Below are 19,555 nucleotides of genomic sequence, written 5' to 3' on the forward strand. Positions count from 1 at the left end.
ATCCACCGCTGTGTCGGCGCCCGACTGGCCGAAATGCAGATCCGGATTCTGCTGGAAGAAATGCACAAGCGGCGGATGCAGGTGAACCCGACCGGCCAACATCGCCGCGTCCATGCCTGTTTCGTCCACGGGTTCCGGGAACTGGAAGTCGAACTTTCAAAATATTGATCAGTTCCCGTTCAGGCGCGATTCGGTAACCAATCCATGGCCTGTTTCGAATAGATCAGGAATATTAAGAAGGATTGCAGATGAAATCACCTGATCGGCGCACCGTGATATCCGGAACACTGGCAGTCGCCGGAGCCTACGGAATGATTAGCCTTTCGGGTCTGTTCAACAATGCAAACGCCCGGCCCAGCGGAACGTTCAAGGTCAATCGGACACCGGAAGAATGGAAGCGGCGGCTGGGCGCATCCCGCTATCGCGTATTGCGACAGGCAGGCACCGAACGCGCCTATTCCAGTCCGTTGGATAAGGAGAACCGCAAGGGCGTCTTTGCCTGCGCCGGTTGCAATCTCGGGGTCTACGGATCAGCAGCCAAATATGACAGCGGTACCGGCTGGCCAAGCTTTTGGAAACCCATTGCGCCGGACCGGATCGGCACCGCGAGAGACTATAAAATTGGCTATGCTCGTACCGAAGTCCATTGTGCGCGCTGCGGCGGGCATCTGGGGCATATTTTCAACGACGGTCCCCGCCCGACCGGCAAGAGGCATTGCATCAACGGGCTGGCGCTGAAATTCTTTCCCGCCTGAACCCGGAAATCAGCTTTCCGGTGCTTCTACCTGCTGCCAGAATTCCAGCTTGATCCCGTCGCAATCGAGGATCCACGCAAATTTGCCATAACCTTCGTCAATCTGACCCAGAATCTCGAGGCCTTTGTCTCTGAGCTGCTCGACATAGGCGTCGAGATCGTCGACCCGCAGGTTGATCATGAATGTTGCCTCGCTGGGTTTCAAATAATCGCTGTCTTTGGGAAAATGACTGATCAGGCTGTACGGCTTGTCCCCTTTCTCGTCCGACCAATTGAGCATCGGACCATATTCCCCGTCCATATCCAGATAGTCTTTGTACCATTGGCGCGTTGCGGCTGGGTCCTTTACCATATAAAAAACCCCACCCAATCCGGTGACCCCTGCCATTCCACTCTCCATGGTTCTGATTTATTGCGACATTTTTATCTTTTTATTTTTTTTACATAACATTATTTACATAGCGTTACGCAACTATTTTGACGTCACTCTCCAAATAATCAATTTGCTGTCCCGAATTTGGACAGGTTGCAGCCAGGTCGGTTTTGCACCTTTGACGAGTTGAGCCCACAGGCCATCCGGATGGGTCTTTGCGTAGATTTCCAGCTCGGCTTCTTCCTCGCAGGCGACGATATAGTGAATATCATGCGCAGCCAGTATCCTGCGCGCGACGTCCGGTCGGGATGTAAAAATCCTGATCTGGTCCGCCATCGCCCTGTCATTGCGATGGTGGCTTGTCGCGAGCACGCTATGCGGGGTCAGCAGCAATATCCGCGGTCCGAAATCGAACGGCGCCACCAGATTGGATTTGGGCAAGCCTTTTAGACGCGCAAGGGAATCGTCATCCTTGCATAGGCTACTGTTGGCGGTTGGTTCAGGTTGCGGCTCTGCCCCTGCGACTCCGTTGAATAGCGCGATGGCGAGCGGCCCCGGCATGATCAGAAAAACGACCGCTGCTGTGGCGAGAATCCGCGATATCGGACGATTGATACCGCGCGCCCATACAAAAGCCTGATGCACAGCCCATGCCATGAACGGCAGGGCAAAGGCCGCTGCGACGGCCGTGGCACGCTGGACGAAGAGGGACAGCAACAATGCCCAGAGAAATGCATAGCCAAGGACGAACAAACCGCTGCGATCAATCTGGCCGGGTTGCGACCGGATAATATATATCAGACTGGCCAGCCCGACGGCGATCGATCCACCAAGCAGGGTCACCATCGTCTTCCAGTTTTGATACCAGATCGGCAGACCTTCGAGGACATTGACCAGCCAATATTCGCGGACCAACGGCTCCATGGTGTTGAACGCACCGCCGATGCATTGCGGGGCAAAGGCATGAAGCACGGCAAGTGCGGCAACAGCGGCGATCGCGATGCCAGTGATCCGCAGGGTGATATTGGGCGGCAAAAATTTGATCGCAGGCAAGATGACAGCAGCACCAGCCGTACAGGCCCATAAATGCGCGGGAGAAAGCGCGTCGCAATAGTTGATCGCACTGTTGAAGCCGCCCTGAGCGGCAAAATATAGCAGGAAACTGGATATCAGGAAGGACAGCAGCGTCCAGAACAGCCGCACACCTTCCTCCGTCTGAAAGACCCAGCGCCAGACAAGCAGCACGACAAAAGCTGCCGACAGCGGCAAGCCTTCTAGCGATATCGAAAGCCACAGCGCGAGCGCCGCTCCCATGGCAAGCCCGCCCTGGCGCTTGTCCGGCCAGAACATCGTCCACAGCGCGGTCAGCGCAAGCACGATCTGCCAGCCATGATGATCCACCCGCATTGGCCGGATCTGTGCGACAATCGGAACTGTGGTCGCCATCAGTGCCGCGGCCAGCATCGCTATCTTGCGATCGAAAACCTGTGCGGTGATTCTGGCAATCAGCCACATGGCGATTCCCAGAGTGAGCAACGGTACGATGACCATCGCCGCTATTTCTGCCGCGTTTACGCCGATCAAAGGTTTGAGCAACAGGAACACCAGCGCCAGCGGCGCTTCAATCCAGCGCGGCCAATGCATCGGCTGGCTGTCCGGCGCGGCAATACGATATTGCGTGGTGTCAAACCAGCTTTGCCCGCCGAGCCAGTCGCGCAGCTGGACCATACGCAGCTGATCGTCCGGATCCCAGCCAATGCCGGTCATGATCTGGCCGCGAGTGACCAGAACGAGCACTGCGCAGACCGCGAGCCAGATCAATACTAATGGCAAGTTGCCACGCAAACGGTTCAAAAATCTTACCCCTTGGGCTGTGAGCCTTTAGCCTTCAAGTAAAGCCACGGAACCCTCTCCGGGTCAAATTGTGAGCGATGATGGCGGTCAAAAAACGGTGGCATATGGTCGCCGACCAGCAAAATATCCGCCTCCGGAAAGTCGCTTGCCGTTATTTCGGCGATCAGCGCCTTGTCGATATCATCGAATATCGAGAACTGGCGGCAGATCATCGGATAGTCGCGGGCCAGTTCGGCCGACACTTTTTCGCAATTGTCGGCGTCGAGATTCTGTTCGGTCGGAACCGGCAAATGGGTATTCAAAGTCAACCAATACTGAAACGTTGGCTGCTTCGCACGTTTCAGATTTTCGGCCAGCATCTGTGGCACCTGACGGTCGCATGCTCCGGCAAACACACCGCCGCACCATTCGGCGCCGCGTTTTTCCAAGTCAGCGGCAAACTCGCGCTTCTGAAAGCCGATCTTGGGATACCAGGTTGCCCGTTTGAAGAAGGGGCCCTTGAAACTGTGAACCGCCTCGGTAGCATAGCCTTTTGCGGCAAGCTGTGCGGGCAGACAATTCAATAGCTCCGGATCGTCGGTTTCGAGCAGTTCATAATAATCACCCCAGCGACCGCACAATTCCCGCATTTCACCCGCTGTGGTGCTGTTATAATAGAGGCTGCTACCCTGGCTGACGTCATATCGCGCCTTGATCGCGCTATCATTATAATATGCGAACAGCTTGTCCGACATTGCCTGATTGTCCTTCGGCAGGCCAAGCGATTCAACCATGATCAACACCAGATGGCGATTGCCATCCGCCCGCGCGGCAAAACCGGTTTTGCTGATCGCCGATTCAAAGGCTGCACCAACCGGTGCCGGCCGGAAATAATGGCCCCGCATCCCCTCGCCGACCGCGGCGTCGGCGCCGACAAGTCCGAAGATCAGCGCTCCGCCCAGCAGAATATGCAAGGGTTTGGAGAAATTCATATCGCGCTTGAGCAGAAACCAGCTGCCGATCAATATGCCGAGCATGACTACCGCAGCGGCGATATATTCTATCGAATTGCTCGGTTTGATCTCGGCGAAAAATTGCAGCGAATAGACCAGAGAGTCCAGCGTCAGGCTGAACAGGCCCGACACGAAAGAGAGCAGCGAATAGACCATCACCCCGACAAAGGCGAACCATTGCACGGCCCGCGGCATCCGTTTGACGATCAAGCCGATAAGGCCGGCCAGCGCGATCGGAATCGCGCGCGGTGGCGCGCCGACCATCCACATGGCCATGAACGGGATATTTGCCAGGACAATCCAGACCAGAGCCCAGTTCATAAATCTGGTAAAATCCGGACTGAAGCGAGGCTTGGCTGCGGACGCTTCGATGGCGATGTCCATATGGCTCACCGGAATACCCCGTATTTACGGGTCAGATATACGGCGAAGAAGCTGACAAACACGGCTGCCGCTTTGGCGACGACCGGTAATATGCCGGCATCAACCAGCCAGCTTACCATGCTGACGGTTATGCCGAGGCCCAGCACCGCAGTTCCGATGAAGCCCAGACGCTGCAATTGCAGTGCCGCGCCATCACGCGCCTTGCCGGGGAAAACAAAGCTGGAGGAGATAATCCAGTGAACGATTATGCCGGCGCTATAGCCTGCCGCCGAAGCCCATCCCGGATCGAACAGCAATGCGACCAATACCATGAACAAGGCGACGTCGAAGGCCAGACTGACGACGCTCGCCAGCAAATAGCGGGTGATCGAGAAACGGTAGAGAACTGCCAGCGGAGCGGGCAGACTGCCCACCCAGACGCCTACGGTTGACCGCCTTTCTGTTCCCCTGCGATCCATTATATCCTATGCCGCTTTCTGTGATTTGTCGTCGGCGGTTTCCGCGATCCGGGTCGGAACATCGCGCATGCTTTCGAGAGCGGCGGCACGGTCTTCACTGATTTCTTCAGCGATGACCTGTTGCGCGCCTTCATCGCCCGCTTCGTGATATTCGGCGTCTTCGTTGACGTTCCAGACATTCCATTTGCGGGTACCGGCTTCGATATTTTCAACCGTCAGCATCGCGGTCATCATCGCGTGATCCTGGTTATTATAGCGGTGCATGCCGTTGCGGCCGACCATATGCAGGGTCGGGAAGCGGCTTTCGAGATCGTCGCGCATCGTGGCGACATTGTCCTCATAACTGTCGTCATAGACAGGATAGGCTTTTTCCTGACGGACAACCGCGCCGCCGACGACATCTTCGGGATTGCACAGGCCGAGGATCGCCATCTCTTTCTTTGCGAGCTCGACAAGATCTTCGTCGGACGAAGACCACAAGCCATCATTTTCGAAACAGAAATATTCAAGTCCGACACAGGCAATATTCTCGTCCGGTACCATTTCGGGCGACCAGCTACGGAAATTCTGCACGCGGCCGACTTGTACCCGGTCATCGTGGATATAGATCCAGTTGTCGGGGAACAGATCTTCCGATTTGACCATGATTGCCACGGTGAGAAAATCGCGGTATTTCAGATCCTGCGCTTCCGGCAAAGATACCGGCAGCGGGTGGATACGGGTTGCAAGCTCGCGCATCGGCGCGCTTGAAATCACATGTTTCGCATTGATGATGACCTCGCCGTCAGCGTTCGACGCGCTCACCCGCCAATTGCCTGTCGAGTCCTGGGCAAGCTGTTTGAGGCTATGGCCCATCAGCACTTCATTGCCCTTGGCCTCGACGTGACGCTTGGCCGCATCCCACATCATGCCGGGGCCGAGGCGGGGATAGCGGAAGGTTTCGAGCAGGGTTTTGACTTCCTGTCCGTCATTGGGTTTCTTGTTGAGACCGAGCGAGCGTTTCAGACCATCGGTGACGGCGTTCCACAAGGACAAGCCCTTGATCCGCTGCGCTGCCCAGTCTGCGGACATCTCGTCGCACGGCATGCCCCAGACCTTCTCGGTATAAGTCTTGAAGAAAATCGAATAGAGCTTGTAGCCGAACTGGTTGACCGTCCAGTCTTCGAAGCTCTTTACATTTTTGTTCGGGAAGACCTTGGCCTTGCCATAGCTCAGCATGCACAAAGTCGAGCGCCAGATGCCGAGATTCCACAAGGCCTCGAAAGCACGCAGCGGGTAACTGTAAAATTTGCCCTCATAATAGATCCGGCTCATCCGCGGACGCTGAATGAAGTCATCGGGCAGAATTTCATTCCACAGATCAACCACTTCCTGCGACTTGGAGAAGAACCGGTGCCCGCCAATATCAAAGCGAAAGCCTTCGTGCTCCACGGTGCGGCTGATCCCGCCGACATATTTCGGGTCTTTTTCGATGACGGTGACCTTGAGACCTTTTTTGCTGAGCAAATATGCGGCGGTCAGACCAGCCGGCCCGGCGCCAATGATTGCTACGTCTACTGGTGAATCTGCGGGCGTTTCCTGCGTCGTCATAAAGTCCGTTCCCTGTCCAAAAAGCGCCATTTGTGGACGCGTTTCATGTTTCAGGAACCGGACTGAACGAAATTGGTTAGCGATAAGTTAACAATGTGGGTAAATTTGCGAATCGCAAGGACTGGTTATTGGTCGCTAATCGGCGGTACCGGCTGGGGCGGCGCATCGACATCCATCTCGTGAACCTCGATGCTGCCGCGCGCGACATGGCTTTTCCGGTAGCCGTAAGCGAAATAGAGCAGCAGCCCGATGCCGCCCCATACCGGCAATACCAGCTTCGCTTCCAGCGGAAGATTGTAAAAGAGCCCCAGACAGCCCGCTATCGCCAGCGGTGCGACAATCCAGACGAGAGGCGTGCGGAACGGGCGATGCCGGCCCGGATCGGTGCGGCGCAGGATCAGCACTGCCACGGCGACCATCAGAAACGCGAACAACGTACCCGAATTGGAGATATCAGCCAATTTTCCGACCGGTAGAAACGCGGCAAAGACCGATACCGCAACGCCGGTAATGGCGGTCACGATATGCGGCGTTTTCCATTTCGGGTGAATGGACGCCAGCTTTTCCGGCAACAGGCCGTCGCGCGCCATGACGAAGAAGATTCTCGTCTGGCCAAACAGCATGATCAGGATCACCGAAGGCAGCGCCAGGAAGGCGGCAATCCCGATGATATTGCCAAAGGCAGGATAGCCGATCGACCGCAACACAAAGGCCAGCGCCTCGTGGCTGCACACCAGAGGTTCCCGGCCCGCGGCTAGCAGTGTCTGGCACTGGGCGGCAAATTCTGTGCTACCGGGTGCGAGTGAATTGCCGGCTGCATCGACAATCGGCTGCGCGCCGACGGTGCCGATCGCACCGGCGGCAACCAGCAGATAGAAAACGGTGCAGATTACGAGACTGCCGATCAGACCAATCGGAACGTTCCGCTGCGGATTCTTGGTCTCTTCTGCAGCGGTCGACACCGCATCAAAGCCGACATAAGCGAAAAATATCGAAGCCGCCGCGCCGACCGCACCAAATCCGCGGCTTTCGCCAAACCAGCCATTGGGCAGGAACGGGTCGAAATTCTGTCCTTGCATCATCGGCAGGGTGAGCACGATGAACATGGTCAGGGCCGCCACCTTGATCGCGACCAGCACTGCGTTGACCTTGGCGCTCTCGCTGGTCCCGACCATCAGCAGCAAGGTCACCAGCAGCGCAATGATCAGCGCCGGCAGATTGATCAACCCGCCCGGCGCATAGCTGCCAATCGTCAGCGCCCTCGGCAATTCGATCCCCGCATTGGCCAGCAGCCCGACAAAATAGCCCGACCAGCCGACCGAAACCGCGCTCGCTGCCACCGCATATTCCAGGATCAGCGCCCAGCCGACCATCCACGCCAGCAGTTCGCCCATCACGGCATAAGTATAGGTATAAGCCGACCCCGAAACGGGCACCATCGACGCCAGTTCGGAATAGCAGAGCGCGGCAACCACGCAGACCAGCCCGGCGATGACAAAGCTCCACATCATCCCCGGTCCGGCCTTCTGCGCCGCCTCCGACGTCAGCACGAAAATTCCGGTTCCGATAACCGCTCCGACGCCCAGCAAGGTGAGCTGAACCGGCCCGAGAGTGCGGGTTAGCGCCTTTTTTTCTGCTGTGGCCAAAATCGCGTCGAGAGGCTTGATACGTCCGAACAAATTGAAAGCCATGCAGCATTCCTATCCCGAAAAACTGCGCATGAATTACGCCGATTTTTACAATGCGCAAGTGGGATTCGTAAAGGGGTGGTTGCGATTATTCTTTGAGTAGAATTGCAGAGGTTTTTCGGAGCCGAATTCGCTGTTTCCCCTTCTCCTTTAAGGGAGAAGGTTGCGCAGACTTGGCAGCTTGCTGCTTAGTCATAACTGGATGAGGGTGCTCCGCCAATCGAGCGGTGATAAATAGAACCAGCGAGCCACAACAAAGGCAGCGCCAAACCAAATTGTGACGACAACAAACGCGGCCATTACACTGCGCGGCTTTATAGCTATCATTTCTGCCGATTTTCGATAATCGGCCATCAATGCAGCCGGTATCATCTTCAGCACAATCGCGATTCCTATTGGCACCAGAATGAGATCGTCAAGATAACCAATTATCGGGATGAAGTCCGGGATCAAATCGATCGGACTCAAGGCATAGGCGGCTACAGTCGCAGCCAGAATTTTGGCCGGTAGCGGCGTACGTTTGTCTCGGGCTGCAACTCACAGTGCAAGAATGTCAAGTTTGAGATTGCGTGCCCAAGTCTTGATCTTCACTTGGTGGATACCGGCACCAAATCGCTTTTTAGATCATTGGGCAACAACGGCTCGCTCAGCAACCGCTCCATCGCTTTCCAGCGCCACACCGAGCCATTGCCCTGCGCCTCGATCCAGTCGCGGACCATTTCCAGGCCGAGGCCATAGTTGATCACATAGCTGCGATATTGTTCGGTGAAATCGGTCATCTGCGCCGCTCGCTCGGGCGAGACCAGTTGATATTTCTGGGTGAGCGCAACAGCTTCATCGCGCGTAATTTCCCCGTCGAGATATTGTTGCGCAATCGTCATCCGCGCGCCGCTGAGCGCCTGTTTGGCAATTTGCAGTGCCCAGTATGCCGCCGCCGTATCGGGATCGAGACCGGCGAGCGGGTAAAGCACGTCGCGCTCGTAATCGAGCCTTTCCTGACCGCTGAACGCCAGCTCGATACCATAATTGGCCGAGCCCTCGGCGATCAGGCTTTGCGGGCTGTAGAGCGGATAGATGGAGAATTCCTGCCAGCCCTGGCCGCGGGTGAGATTGCGCTCGAGCAGCATGTTGTAGACATGATGGCCGGGATAGCCTTCGTGGCAGCCAAGATCGACCGCGCGGCCGATGAAGATCGGCAGGTCGGTGTTGATCTGGATCAGGCTCTGATAATTGCCCTGATAATAATTATAGCCGCTCCAGCTTTTTCCGGTGACAAATTCCATCTTGAAATTCTCGCCCTCGGGCAGATCAAAATGGACCTTGGTCCGCGCCTTGCACTCGGCAATCGCGGTATCGAACACGGTCTTCAACCGGTCCTTGGGGATGATATAGCCATTTTCAAAAGCCGCAACCCGTTCGCTGAGCGGTCCGTAGCCGGGGACGATATTCTCGATCTCCTCGAGCACCGGATCAAATGCCTCCAGCGGCCTCAGCTCCGGTGTCACTCCGAACAGCCCCTTGGCCTCCTCGGCAATGGGAAAGACCTCCTCCTGCATCATCGCATGGCGGGTGAGCGCCGCCTCGAGTTGTGCCGAGAGAAAGCGCGTGCGGGCCTCCGCCAGCGGATCATTGCTGGTCGGCAATCCGTCGAGCCGCAGCATCAGATCGACAATCGCATTGCCCAGTTCGCGCATGTCGCGCGGATCGGTCTTTGCCGCTTCTGCCCATATCGCCGGACCATAATAGGCATCGACATAGCCCGGTTCCTGTTCGCCAAGAGCGAGCGTGAGCTTTACGTAATCGCTGGCGATAGAGCGCAGGTCAATCGATGCTTTCCGGTCACCCGAATTGGCGCTGACCGGGGCGGGTAATGGCTCACCTGCCGATGTACAGGCAGAAACCGCCAGAAAGGCAGATGCGACAAGCCAGGTGTTTTTCACCGGGTATCTTTCAGTTTTCGCGCTTCATCGGTTGGCAAAACCTCAAGCAGCTCTTTTGCGTCGGTTTTGTCGAGCGACTTGAGATGACGATCCTGCGGCGCAAAGCGCAATATGCAGAAACCGACAACAGCCGAAAGCAGCGACCCGCCCAGCACACCGATTTTGGCTTCCTCGATCAACAGCTCATTGCCCGGGAAAGCCAGCGCCCCGATGAACAGACTCATCGTGAAACCGATACCGCAGAGCATCGCCACGCCATAGACCTGCAACCAGCTGGCGCCGCCAAGCCGTCCGGCAAAACCGGTTTTGACCGCGATCCAGACGCTGGCGAAAATGGCGATCTGCTTGCCGAAGAACAGGCCGGCAGCGATACCCAAAGGCAGCGGCGCAAAAATCTGTTCTATGCCAATGCCCTGGAGCGAGACACCGGCGTTGGCAAAGCCGAAAACCGGTACAATCAGAAAGGCGCTCCACGGCGATATCGCGTGTTCGAGCCGGTGGAGCGGAGAATTTTCTGCATCCGGCGAGGTCGGCGTAATCACGATCGGGATGACCATCGCTGCCAATACCCCGGCTATCGTCGCGTGCACCCCGGACATCAGCACCGCATACCAGAGCAGAGCCGCAAAGATCAGATAAGGCCAGAGCTTGAGCACCCCATTGCGGTTCATCGTGTACATGATTGCCAGTATCGCCGCGCTGGCGAGCAGGGCTGCGCCATTGATCTCGGCAGTGTACACGAGCGCAATAATCGCCACCGCACCCATGTCATCGACAATCGCAACGGTGACCAGAAACAGTTTGAGCGACGTCGGCGCGCGCGGTCCGAGCAAGGCCAGCACGCCAATCGCAAAGGCAATATCGGTCGCCGCCGGAATCGCCCAGCCATTATAAAGCGCCGGAACATCCTTGACGATGAAAAGATAGATCAGCGCCGGAACCACCATGCCTGCCGCAGCCGCGACCACCGGCAGACGCCGCCGGTCCCAGGTATTCAGCCGTCCGTCGACAAATTCTCGCTTGATTTCCAGTCCGACGAGCAGGAAGAAGACCGCCATCAGCCCGTCATTGATCCACAAATGCGGCGTCATCGGCCCAAGCTTGCTGGACAGGGTAGGCCCCTTTAACTCGTGCAGAACATGATGGTACATTTCATATAACGGGCTGTTCGCCACAATCATCGCCAGCGCTGCGGCGAACATCAGCAATATGCCGCCTGCTGCTTCGCTTTTCAGGAAGTCCCGAAGCGCTGAATTTCTACCTGTGCGTGGCAATTTTTTGTCTCCTCGGGGGGCGTCTCGTCCGGAATTTCGATTGGCCAGAGTCATGCGCAGGCCCGACCGTAAAATCAAGGCTTGTTCAAACCAATTTCACCTTAGGCTGCGATCAATTCCCGAATATTGGCGGCGATGGAGTAGCTTTTTTCGCGCGCGGCCTGATCAAAGATCGATCCGGTGATGATCAGCTCGTCCGCGCCGGTGCGATCGATGAACCGGTCGACCGCCTGTTTCACCTTGTCCGGCGTCCCGACAGCACTGCCCTGCATGATCTGTTCGATCATCGACTGGGCCTGGGGCGGCAGGTTTTCGCGATAGCCGTCGACCGGTGGCGGAAGCTTTCCCGGATTGCCGGTGCGCAGGGCGACAAAGCTCTGCAGCATCGAGCTCGACAGGAAATCTGCTTCGGCATCGCTGTCGGCGGCGAATATGTTAAATCCGCACATCACATAAGGCTCGCCGAGCTGTTCCGACGGCTTGAAATCCCGTCGGTAGATCTCGAGCGCCTGATCGAGCATCTGCGGCGCGAAATGCGAAGCGAACGCGTATGGCAGGCCCAGCGCCGCTGCGAGTTGCGCGCCGAACAGGCTGCTGCCGAGAATATAGAGCGGGATATTGGTGCCCTGCCCCGGCGTCGCCTGGATACCAAGTCGTTCGTCGCCGGCAAGCAGCGCCTGCAGTTCGATCACATCGCGCGGAAACTCGTTGGCATCGCTGTTGAGGTTACGGCGCAAGGCCTGAGCCGTCCGCTGGTCAGACCCCGGCGCGCGGCCAAGGCCCAGATCAATCCGCCCCGGATAGAGCGCTTCGAGCGTCCCGAATTGTTCGGCAATCACCATCGGCGCATGATTGGGCAGCATGATCCCGCCGGCTCCGATCCGGATAGACTTGGTGCCCTGTCCGATATGCGCCAAGGCCACCGCGGTCGCCGCGCTGGCTATGCCCTCCATGCCGTGATGTTCGGCCATCCAGAACCGCTCGTAGCCATGCGCCTCGCCATGCTGTGCGAGGGCCAGCGACCGGTCCAGCGCGCTTTTGACATCGCTACCCTGCAGTACCGAGGACAGGTCGAGAATTGAAAATTTTACTGGCTTGGTCCCAGAGTCCGTCATTGTCCATTCCTCTTCGCCAATTGTCCCGCGACCTTGATCGCGTAGCCATTCGGAACATTGCGAAAGCCGAGCGTCGGCAAAAGCAGGGTCCATGCGCGGTCGCCACCTGACAAAAACAGTCGCGCGGTATAAAATCCATTGCCTTGAAGCTTCAGCGTCAGCTGCTCCATGCCCGAACCGCTTTGCAATGGCAGTGCCAGCACTCCGTCCTGGCATTCGGCATTGCCGAGCAAGCCCTGCTTGAGGTCGAGCCCGGGAATATTGGCATCGAGCGAAACCCGCACCTGCCCGCTCGCCGACTGGCAGCGGCCACTCGCAAAGCTGATGCTCACACCGCGCAGGTCGATTTCGGATGCCGGCAGCGGCGCCAATTGACGTCCGACACCAAGCACTGTCGTGACATCCTGCACCAGCAGGCTCTTGCCCGCCTTGCCGACCGTCGCGATCAGCCCTCCGTCAACGGCGGTGGCCGGGCGTTCCAGGTCCATCAGCAATTTGCCCGTCAGCAGCGGCAAAAACCGCACACCCGCATCGAGGTCACCCAGAGGAAACGGCCCGATCTGCGCGCCTTCGATCCTGCCGTTCCAGACCGACCCGCTGATCGCCTTGGCGGAGAAGCGCGCGCCTTCAAGACCGGCCATGCCGACAGCGAGACGGAGCGGCAGGAAGAACAAAGCCACGGCGGACACCGCCAACAGGATCAGAAAATATATCAAGACGCGCGGCACCTGCTTTCCTTTGATTCAGAATTCGGGGGTGAACTGGTCGAAATAGGCAAAAACATCCTCTTCCTCCCGGCTAGCGGCATCGCGCCATTTTGGCGCGGATGTGCGATTGAGCAATTTTCCGCGCGGAGACAGGACCAGCACCGTCGGCGTGCCCTTGATCGACTTGATGCCAAAGCGCCGGGCAATATCGATATTGCGATCTTTCTGGCCAACATCGACATAGACAATCTGGTATTTGGCTTCGAGCATCGCGGCAAAGCGCGGCTCGGCAAACCAGCCGGACAGGCCGCGGCTGTCGTGGCACCAGTTGGCTCCCATGACGATTATAAGCCGCTTGTCGGCGAGTGCCGCCCGCGCCAATGCCGCATCGACCTGCTCCGTTGCATTGGCGGATTGATCGAATGGCCGCGCTTCGGGATGCTCGACCGCCGCCTTTTCCGCCTGCACAAGTTGCGGAGATACCGCAGCAGCGATCACCAAAAGCAGAAAGAACAGAAATCGCATCAAATATCGATCAGCCGCGCAAATGGGTTTCGAAGAACGCGAGGCTCCGCTTCCACGACAGCTTTGCAGCTTCCTCGTCATAGCGCGGCGTCGTGTCATTGTGGAACCCGTGATTGACGCCGGGATAGAAATGCACGCTATATTCCTTCTGATGCTCCGACAAGGCCGCCTCATAGGCGGGCCAGCCTTCGTTGATCCGCTCGTCATTGCCGGCGTGATGGATCATCAGCGGCGCGGCAATCGCCGGAACGTCGGCGGCATCAGGCTGGCGCCCGTAATAAGGCACTGATGCGGCGAGATCGGGATAGGCCACGGCGAGCGCGTTGCACACTCCCCCGCCGTAGCAGAAACCGACCGCACCGACCTTGCCGGTCGAGTCGTCGTGATCGCGCAGAAATTCGAACGCGGCGAAGAAATCTTCCATCAGCTTCGCCCCGTCGAGCGTTCGCTGCATCGTCCGTCCGTCATCGTCATTGCCGGGATAGCCGCCCAAAGGCGACAGACCGTCGGGGGCGAGCGCGAGATAGCCGGCCTTGGCCACCCGCCGCGCAACATCCTCGATATAGGGATTGAGACCGCGGTTTTCGTGGATCACCAGCACTGCGGGCAGCTTGCCGGTCGCGCCCGCCGGCTTGGCCATCAGCGCGTTGATTTTGCCATGACCCTCCGGACTCATGTAGCTGATCCGCTCGGCGACAATCGCCGGATCATCGGGTTCGACCTGCGCCGCCCAGGCGTAATTGGGTTGCAACTGGTCGAGGATCATCGCCCCGGTAACCCCGGCGGCAGCAAATTTGCCAGCCTGCCGAATGAAATCCCGCTTCGAGATCGCGCCATGGACATAGCCATCGAATATCTCGAGAATATGGGGGTGAAAATCTGTTGCGCGTTTTCGTTGTGTCACCATGCTATTCCGCTGCCTCCAAAGTCTCGTTTGCCGCTTCGATCTCCGCCGCCTTCGCTTCGACCAGCTTCACAATATGATCGACCATATCCTCGTCCGCGACATGATGGTCGGTGACGCCGGAGAGATAGACCATATGCTTGCCCTTGCCGCCGCCGGTGATGCCGATGTCGGTTTCACGCGCCTCGCCGGGACCGTTGACGACGCAGCCAAGGACCGAGAGCGACAGCGGCGTGCGAATATGCTGGAGCCGTTCCTCCAGCTTCTGCACCGTGCGGATAACATCAAAGCCCTGACGCGCGCAGGACGGACAGGACACGACGCGGACGCCGCGCGTGCGCAGACCCAGTGACTTGAGCATTTCATAGCCGACCCGGACCTCTTCTTCGGGTTCGGCCGACAGGCTGACCCTTATGGTGTCACCAATCCCTGCCCACAGCAGATTGCCGATACCGATCGAGCTTTTCACCGTGCCGCCGATCAGGCCGCCCGCCTCGGTAACACCGACGTGCAGCGGACAATCCACGGCATCGGCCAGCTGCATATAAGCGGCGACCGCAAGGAATACGTCCGATGCCTTCACCGCGACCTTATATTCGTGAAAATCATGGTCCTGCAGTATTTTGATATGATCGAGCGCGCTTTCGACCAAAGCCTCGGGACAGGGCTCGCCATATTTTTCGAGCAGATGCTTTTCCAGACTGCCCGCGTTCACCCCGATGCGGATCGCGCAGCCATTGGACTTGGCCGCGTCGATCACTTCTCGCACCCGCTGGGAAGAACCGATATTGCCCGGATTGATCCGCAAGCAGGCCGCGCCCGCTTCCGCCGCCTCGATTCCGCGCTTATAATGAAAATGGATATCCGCAACGATCGGGACATTGCTCGCCCGGACAATCTGCTTCAGCGCGGCTGTGCTTTCAACATCGGGGCAGGATACGCGTATGATATCGACCCCGGCATCCTCGCAACGGCGGATCTGGTCGATTGTGGCCTTGGCGTCCGAAGTGAGCGTGTTGGTCATCGTCTGCACGGTAATCGGCGCATCGCCGCCCACCGGCACATCGCCAACCATGATCTGGCGGGATTTTCGCCGGTCGATATCGCGCCAGGGGCGCAGCGACGGATTTTCTATGGTCATATCTTTGCTCTTGTCAGAAGGTCCGGTTTATCGGACATATACGCAATCGGCGACACAATGATAAGAGCCAATCGGGAGAGATGTTTGATGATCCGGAATTTACTGGGCCTGTTTGGGTCTACCATATTGCTTTCGGCCATGGCTCCAGCGGCAAGTGCGCAGGACATGATTGACGAGGATGCCCGCTGGTCGATCGCCATTCATGGCGGTGCCGGCACGATCAATCGCGACAAGATCACGCCCGAACAGGACAAGGCCATTCGCGCGGCGCTTGGCAGCGCGCTGGCAGCAGGATCCAAAATCCTCAAAGACGGAGGCAGCGCGATGGATGCGATTACCGCCACCATCATCATTCTGGAAAATGACCCCAATTTCACCGCCGGCAAGGGCGCGGTATTCACCTGGGACAAGACCAATGAACTCGACAGCAGCATCATGGACGGCAGCGACTTGTCGGCGGGTGCCGCTGCCGGGATCAATGGCGCCAAAAATCCGATATTGCTGGCTCGCGCGGTCAAAGACAAAAGCCCGCATGTGATGCTGTCCGGCGAAGGCGCCAACCAGTTCAGCCGCGAACAGGGGCTGGAGCAGGTCTCGCCCGATTATTACGCAACCCCCTATCGCCTCGACCAGATCGAAAAACTGCTTTCCAAAGAAGTTAGTGCTGCCGATGTCGATTATAAATATGGCACGGTCGGCGCGGTAGCGATGGACAGCAAGGGCAATATGGCCGCGGGCACATCGACCGGCGGCATGACTGGCAAGCGCTGGGGCCGGATCGGCGACAGCCCGGTTATCGGCGCGGGCACCTACGCCGACAACCGCAGCTGCGCGATATCGGCAACCGGAGCGGGCGAATATTTCATCCGCCTCGGCGTCGCCCACGAAATCTGCGCCCGCATCCGGATGCGCTGGCCGGTGGCGATCGAGGAAGCCCAGCAGACCGTGCCCAAGGATGAGGAGGGCAATTATACCTATGCCATTCACGCCAGCGAATTCATGCTGTCCGACGAGGAAATCCAGCAGATTGCCGATGACGTGATCGCCGAACTCGGCGAATTGGGCGGTGACGGCGGGATCATCTACGCGACGCCATGGGGGCAGGCCGGTTACAGCTTCAACACCGCCGGCATGTATCGCGGTCGCGCGACCAGCGAGGGCGAGGCGAGCGTGGCGATTTACGGTGATGAGTGATTATAGACAGCTTCTCAATATGTTAACTCCTCAATTCACTTGACTTTTCCGGCCAAGAGGTTTCTATTGTAACCAGCCTCTTGGGGGAGAGTCGCTTTATTCATCCTGGAGCCTACGGGTTGCCTTAGCGGTTGGAGAACCGCGCAAACAGGATGGGACTTACCTATGAAAACGATCAATATTTTGAAAAGCACCGCTCTGGTGCTTGCTGGACCATTGGCTCTGGCAATTGCGTCACCGGCCGGCGCGGAAGAATGGCCGCTCGCACCGGGCGATTATACCGAAGTTACCGGCATCGATATCGCCGACGGCGGTGATCTGGCCTATGCGAAATGGATTGCAACCCAATGGGCTGACAACCAGAAATTTGCGATCAGCAAAGGCTGGATAAAGTCTTACAATATTTACTATAATGTCCATAAACGCCACGGCGAGCCGTCGATGTTTTTGTCCGTAACCTACACCGACTGGGCCGACAATGCCGAACAGGAAGCACGCAATAAGGCCTATCAGGAATATATGAAGCGCAGCAACGCGCAGCTTGATGCAGAATCGGGCGACCGGGCCAAATTCCGTACGGTCCTGGGCACGACGCTATTGCAGGAAGTGACCCCAAGGTAAAAACTGTTTATGAAACAATCGAGGGCAGGCTTCCGACAGGGTCCTGCCCTCTTTACATGCCATATCAATTCCCGCTTCCCCTCCCTTAATCAGTCGGTTAAACCGGCCCGATGATTCAACCTGCACCCTGCTGTCCATCCGGCCTGTCCTACATCGCCGCGCCGCGCTATGCTTGCGCCATGATGAGTCGTGGCGCCTCCCGCCGGATCGGCGCGGCTAGCACGGAAGGTCACACTCGGCGCCACTACGACCTGCCAGAAATCCTCGGTTTCTGCGGGTTCCAGCCAAAGGTCACAGAAAATAAAAACCTGTTTTTCCTGTAAACCTGATCGGACCCAAATATGACATGGAAACCCGAACTCGACGAACTGACCGAGCGCCAGCGGCTCGCCGAAAAAATGGGGGGCGAGGAAAAAGTGTCTCGCCAGCATGGCCGCGGCAAGCTTGACGCGCGGGCACGGATTGCCGGGATTGTCGACGAAGGCAGCTTTCGCGAGATCGGCAAGATCGCCGGACGCGGCACCTATGCCGAGGACGGGTCGTTCGAAGATTTCGCGCCGAGCAATCTGATCTTTGGCCGCGCCAATATCGAAGGCCGCCCGGTGGTCGCCTCCGCCGATGACTTCACGGTGCGCGGCGGCGCGGCCGATGCCGCTCTGCACCGCAAATTCACCCAGTGCGAGAAAATGGCCCATACGCTAGGCATTCCAATGATCCGGATGATCGATGGCACTGGCGGCGGCGGTTCGGTCAAGAGTCTGGAAGATATGGGCTTCACCTACGTCCCTGCGGTTCCCGGCTGGGAAGATATTATCAAGAATCAGGACACTGTGCCGGTGGTCGCGCTGGCTCTTGGACCGACGGCGGGCATGGGCGCGGCGCGCACCGTCGCCAGTCACTATTCGATCATGGTCCGCGGGCTTTCCCAGATATTTGCCGCCGGCCCTGCGGTCGCCGCTGCAATCGGCGATGATCTCAGCAAGGAAGAGCTGGGCGGATCGGACATTCACACAACCAATGGCGTGGTCGACGAGGAAGTCGCCAGCGAAGCCGAGGCCTTTCTCACCGCTCGCAAATTTCTCTCCTACCTGCCAAGCAATGTGAACCAGCTGGCCGCGCGCACCGAAAACCGGGATCCCGTCAACCGCAAGGACGAAAGCCTGCTCTCCGCCGTGCCGCGCGCAGACAAGCAGGTCTATTCTATGCGCAAGATCATGGACTCTGTCTTCGACGAAGGTTCGGTATTCGAAATGGGCAAGCGCTGGGGCCGCGCCGCGATTACCGCCTTTGCCCGGCTCGACGGCTGGCCGGTCGCGGTGCTCGCCAATGATCCGTCTTTTCTCGGTGGATCGTGGGAAGCCAAATCATCGGAAAAAGTCGAACGCTTTGCCAAGCTGGCCGAACAATTTCACCTGCCGGTCGTCCATCTGGTTGACAATCCCGGCTTCATGATCGGCGGCGAGGCCGAGCGCACTGGCACCATCCGCTATGGCGTGCAGGCGATGAACGCGGTCTACAAGGCGACCGTTCCCTGGGCCAGTGTCATCGTCCGCCGCGCTTATGGCATCGCGGGCAGCGCGATGAGCAATGCCGAGAATTTCCAGTATCGCTTTGCCTGGCCAAGCGGTGACTGGGGCTCGCTGCCGATCGCCGGTGGTCTGGAGGTCGCCTATAAATCGGATATCGAGAACTCCCCCGATCCCGAAGCCCGGCTGGCGGAGATCAAGGCCAAACTCGACAAGGTAACCTCGCCGTTCCGCACCGCCGAACAGTTCAGCGTTGAGGATATCATCGATCCACGCGATACAAGGCCGCTGTTGTGCGAATTCGCCGATCTGGCTTGGCGTAGGCTACAGGCCAATTGACCGCTTTCGTCAAACGCCAATCATCGATATGTAATCGTCGACCATGTTAAAGTTCTGGACTCTCGCCCTGCTTTTGCTTTTGCCCTCGCCCGCTTTGGCCTGGGGTGAATTTGCCCATCGCCAGATCGCCGCAATTGCGGATGCCAATATCCATCCGGATACAAAATCAAGGATGA

18 protein-coding genes and 1 pseudogene are annotated in these 19,555 nt (G+C 57.9%); 5 read left to right on the forward strand and 14 right to left on the reverse strand.

Annotated features, from left to right (window positions below; all coding sequences use genetic code 11):
• Positions 1-168, forward strand: a pseudogene (locus tag WBM93_RS08435) (cytochrome P450); the annotation flags it as partial.
• Positions 169-248: 80 nt separating this feature from the next.
• Positions 249-755, forward strand: coding sequence for a peptide-methionine (R)-S-oxide reductase MsrB (gene msrB, locus WBM93_RS08440; RefSeq protein ID WP_424430820.1), 507 nt, complete (start codon positions 249-251; stop codon positions 753-755).
• A gap of 9 nt (positions 756-764) precedes the next feature.
• Here msrB and WBM93_RS08445 read toward each other — a convergent pair whose 3' ends face one another.
• The 14 genes from WBM93_RS08445 to ispG form a co-directional block, all read right to left on the reverse strand.
• Positions 765-1,106, reverse strand: coding sequence for a VOC family protein (locus WBM93_RS08445; protein ID WP_424430822.1), 342 nt, complete (start codon positions 1,104-1,106; stop codon positions 765-767).
• Between the two features lie 120 nt (positions 1,107-1,226).
• Positions 1,227-2,981 (reverse strand): hypothetical protein, encoded by a 1,755-nt coding sequence (locus tag WBM93_RS08450; protein ID WP_424430825.1) that lies wholly within the window; start codon positions 2,979-2,981, stop codon positions 1,227-1,229.
• Between the two features lie 5 nt (positions 2,982-2,986).
• Positions 2,987-4,357, reverse strand: a complete 1,371-nt coding sequence (locus tag WBM93_RS08455) for a sulfatase-like hydrolase/transferase (protein WP_424430866.1) — start codon at positions 4,355-4,357, stop codon at positions 2,987-2,989.
• Positions 4,358-4,362: 5 nt separating this feature from the next.
• Positions 4,363-4,770 carry a GtrA family protein gene (locus WBM93_RS08460; protein ID WP_424430828.1) on the reverse strand — a complete coding sequence of 136 codons (408 nt, stop codon included), beginning with the start codon at positions 4,768-4,770 and terminating at the stop codon, positions 4,363-4,365.
• A 51-nt stretch (positions 4,771-4,821) separates the two neighbouring features.
• On the reverse strand, positions 4,822-6,405 hold the full coding sequence (locus tag WBM93_RS08465) for an NAD(P)/FAD-dependent oxidoreductase (protein ID WP_424430831.1): 1,584 nt from the start codon (positions 6,403-6,405) through the stop codon (positions 4,822-4,824).
• A gap of 125 nt (positions 6,406-6,530) precedes the next feature.
• A complete protein-coding gene (locus WBM93_RS08470) occupies positions 6,531-8,096 on the reverse strand; it encodes an amino acid permease (RefSeq protein WP_424430834.1) in 1,566 nt (521 codons plus the stop codon).
• 189 nt (positions 8,097-8,285) lie between these two features.
• Positions 8,286-8,561 carry a YkvA family protein gene (locus WBM93_RS08475; protein WP_424430837.1) on the reverse strand — a complete coding sequence of 92 codons (276 nt, stop codon included), beginning with the start codon at positions 8,559-8,561 and terminating at the stop codon, positions 8,286-8,288.
• Positions 8,562-8,680: 119 nt separating this feature from the next.
• Entirely contained in the window at positions 8,681-10,033 is a 1,353-nt protein-coding gene (locus WBM93_RS08480; RefSeq protein ID WP_424430840.1) for a hypothetical protein, read from the reverse strand.
• Positions 10,030-11,235 carry a Na+/H+ antiporter NhaA gene (nhaA, locus tag WBM93_RS08485; protein ID WP_424430869.1) on the reverse strand — a complete coding sequence of 402 codons (1,206 nt, stop codon included), beginning with the start codon at positions 11,233-11,235 and terminating at the stop codon, positions 10,030-10,032. The genes WBM93_RS08480 and nhaA overlap by 4 nt, the downstream gene beginning before the upstream one ends.
• Positions 11,236-11,408: 173 nt before the next feature.
• Positions 11,409-12,422, reverse strand: coding sequence for an LLM class flavin-dependent oxidoreductase (locus tag WBM93_RS08490; RefSeq protein ID WP_424430842.1), 1,014 nt, complete (start codon positions 12,420-12,422; stop codon positions 11,409-11,411).
• Positions 12,419-13,150, reverse strand: a complete 732-nt coding sequence (gene gspN, locus WBM93_RS08495; protein WP_424430845.1) for a type II secretion system protein N — start codon at positions 13,148-13,150, stop codon at positions 12,419-12,421. Before gspN ends, WBM93_RS08490 begins: the two co-directional genes overlap by 4 nt.
• A gap of 15 nt (positions 13,151-13,165) precedes the next feature.
• Positions 13,166-13,654, reverse strand: a complete 489-nt coding sequence (locus WBM93_RS08500) for a thioredoxin family protein (protein WP_424430848.1) — start codon at positions 13,652-13,654, stop codon at positions 13,166-13,168.
• Between the two features lie 10 nt (positions 13,655-13,664).
• On the reverse strand, positions 13,665-14,561 hold the full coding sequence (yghX, locus tag WBM93_RS08505) for a YghX family hydrolase (RefSeq protein WP_424430851.1): 897 nt from the start codon (positions 14,559-14,561) through the stop codon (positions 13,665-13,667).
• Position 14,562: 1 nt separating this feature from the next.
• Positions 14,563-15,699, reverse strand: a complete 1,137-nt coding sequence (gene ispG, locus WBM93_RS08510; RefSeq protein ID WP_424430854.1) for a flavodoxin-dependent (E)-4-hydroxy-3-methylbut-2-enyl-diphosphate synthase — start codon at positions 15,697-15,699, stop codon at positions 14,563-14,565.
• 87 nt (positions 15,700-15,786) lie between these two features.
• Here ispG and WBM93_RS08515 point away from each other — a divergent pair, with 87 nt between their 5' ends.
• From WBM93_RS08515 to WBM93_RS08525, 3 genes are all read left to right on the forward strand, one after another.
• Positions 15,787-16,893, forward strand: a complete 1,107-nt coding sequence (locus WBM93_RS08515) for an isoaspartyl peptidase/L-asparaginase family protein (protein WP_424430857.1) — start codon at positions 15,787-15,789, stop codon at positions 16,891-16,893.
• Between the two features lie 165 nt (positions 16,894-17,058).
• Positions 17,059-17,514: a hypothetical protein gene (locus WBM93_RS08520; RefSeq protein WP_424430860.1), complete on the forward strand. Its 456-nt coding sequence runs from the start codon at positions 17,059-17,061 to the stop codon at positions 17,512-17,514.
• Between the two features lie 341 nt (positions 17,515-17,855).
• Positions 17,856-19,379, forward strand: a complete 1,524-nt coding sequence (locus tag WBM93_RS08525; protein WP_424430863.1) for an acyl-CoA carboxylase subunit beta — start codon at positions 17,856-17,858, stop codon at positions 19,377-19,379.
• The last annotated feature ends 176 nt before the right edge of the window (positions 19,380-19,555 follow it).

This window comes from Parasphingorhabdus sp., assembly GCF_049667325.1.
In the GTDB taxonomy this organism is placed as follows: domain Bacteria; phylum Pseudomonadota; class Alphaproteobacteria; order Sphingomonadales; family Sphingomonadaceae; genus Parasphingorhabdus.